At 67.0% G+C, this 2,435-nt stretch carries 2 protein-coding genes; both read left to right on the plus strand.

Annotated elements, in window-relative coordinates; genetic code table 11:
• The coding region (locus JOY90_RS35085; protein ID WP_291695670.1) for a hydantoinase B/oxoprolinase family protein at positions 1–1,378 on the plus strand (1,378 nt) is incomplete at its 5' end.
• Positions 1,379–1,430: 52 nt separating this feature from the next.
• Positions 1,431–2,435 (plus strand): aminotransferase class III-fold pyridoxal phosphate-dependent enzyme (locus tag JOY90_RS35090; RefSeq protein WP_291695671.1); only part of this gene is annotated, 1,005 nt, incomplete at its 3' end.

Genomic DNA, 2,435 nt, shown 5'->3' on the forward strand with positions numbered 1-2,435 from the left:
CGAGCTGCTGGCGTTCTGCTGCAACCGGGCCCATCAGTCGGACATCGGTGGCGGCGCCGCAGGCACCTATAATTCCGCCGCGACCGAAATCTTCCATGAGGGAATCCGCCTGCCGGTGCTGCGGCTGATCGACGCCGGCAAGACGCGGCAGGACCTCTGGCGGCTGCTGCTCCTCAACTCGCGCTGCCCGGAGCTGCTCGACGGTGACCTGCGCGCCATGGTCGGCTCGACCGGGATCGGCGCCAGCCGCGTCGCCGAGGCATTGGCATCTGTCCGGGAAGGATCGGCGCGCCATTATCTGGAGGGCATTCTCGACTATGCCGAACGCCTGGTGCGCGAGGAGATCGCGAGCCTGCCATGCGGCGTCTATGAAGGCAGCGACGAAAGCGACAATGACTGCTTCGGTGCGGCCGAGATCCGCGTTCGCGTCCGCATCACCGTGACGCCGGCCGGCATGCATGTGGACTTCAGCGGCAGCTCGCCGCAGATCGCCGGCTTCAAGAACTCCTCGATCGCCAACACCTGCTCCAGCGCCTATCTTGCGATCGTCGCGTTTCTGGCGCCGCATCTGCCGAAGAACCAGGGCACGTTCCGTCCGATCACCGTGCACGCGCCGGAGGGAACGATCGTCAACGCGCGCCCGCCGGCGCCGATGACGATGAACACGATCTTTCCCGCCACCGACATCGTGCACGCCTGCTGGAAGGCGCTCGCGGCCTGCGATCCGAAGCGCGCTTGCGCCGGATGGGGCAAATCGTTGCATTGCGTCACTTCGGGCCGCAGGCCGACCGGTGAGACCTTCGTGCTGTATCACTGGCACGGCCTGCCCGCTTCCGGCGCCGTTCGCGGCCGCGACGGCTTTCCGAGCATGGGAACGGTGCCAACGCTGTGCGGCCTGCGATTGCCGAACGTCGAGGCCTATGAGCAGCTCTATCCCGTCACCATCCACAAATATGAGATGCGCTGCGACGGCGAGGGCGCCGGCGAGTTTCGCGGCGGTCCCGGGATCAATTATGCCGCCGACGTCGAGGTGGGCGCCGAATATTCGTTCCGCAGCGAGGGCGGCCATGGCCTCACCGCCTTCGTCATCGCCGGCGGGCGCGACGGAAAGACGGGCTCGCTCGATCTGACACCGGCCGACGGCTCGTGTCCCGACATCCCGCAATATGGCGTCCGCCATCTGCCGCCGCTCCGCATCGCGGTGGCCTCGCCCGGCGGCGGCGGATTCGGCGATCCGATGCGACGCGATCCGCGCGCCGTCCATGACGATGTCAGGGACGGACTCGTGAGCGCAGCCAGGGCGCGCGAGGTCTACGGCGTGGTCCTGACGGGCGATCAGGTCGATGCCGATGCGACCGCGGCGCTGCGGGGTCGATGATTTGGACAGGGATGAGAGATCGATGAATCAACCAGCGCAAGCAAGGCCGGCGATGTCACGCGCGATCGGGCCGAAATCCACCGACAGTTTCGTCCGGGCGCAGCTCGTGTTTCCCGACGGCACGGCACGCGTTACGATCGAGCGCGATCCGATCCCGCGCTACATCGAGCGCGGCGCCGGCAGCTATCTGTTCGATGTCGACGGCCGTCAATTCCTCGACCTCAACGGCAATTTCACCACGCTGATTCATGGTCACGCGTTCGCGCCGGTCGTCGAGGCGGTGACCCGGCAATTGCAGCGCGGAAGCTGCTTTGCCAATCCGACCGCGCAGGAGATCGAGCTCGCGGAGCTGCTCTGCGGCCGGATTCCGCATCTCGACCGGGTTCGTTTCGTCAACACCGGCACCGAGGCCGTGATGTTCGCCATCAAGGCGGCGCGCGCTTTCACCGGACGGTCCGGCATCGCCAAGCTCGAAGGCGCCTATCACGGCGCGTATGACTGGGTCGAGGTCAGCCAGGCCGCGACACCGCAGGATTGGGGCGATCCGGCCTCGCCAAGCTCGACGGCGTATTATCGCGGCATGCCGCCAAGCGTGCTCAAGGAAACGGTCGTGCTGCGCTTCAACGACGCCGATGGGGCGCGCCGACTGCTGTCGCGGCACGCCGACAGCCTTGCCGCTGTCGTGATCGATCCGATGCCGAGCCGCGCCGGCTTGATCGCGCCCGAGCCGGAATTCATTGCCGCGGTCCAGGACACCGCCCGCGCCAACGGAATCCTGGTGATCGCCGACGAGGTTTTGAACCTCCGCCAGGGTTTTCAAGGCGCAGCCGCGCGCTACGGTCTGGTGCCGGACCTGTTTGCGCTGGGCAAGATCATCGGCGGCGGTTTGCCGATCGGCGCGATCGGCGGCCGCAACGACGTGATGAAGGTGTTCGACGCATCGGCCGGTCGGCCGCTGCTGCCGCAGGGCGGCACGTTCTCGGCCAATCCGCTGTCGATGGTGGCGGGACTTGCGGCCATGCGGCATCTGGATCACGCCGCTTTCGCGCATCTCGAA

This window comes from Bradyrhizobium sp., assembly GCF_019242285.1.
Lineage (GTDB): Bacteria > Pseudomonadota > Alphaproteobacteria > Rhizobiales > Xanthobacteraceae > Bradyrhizobium.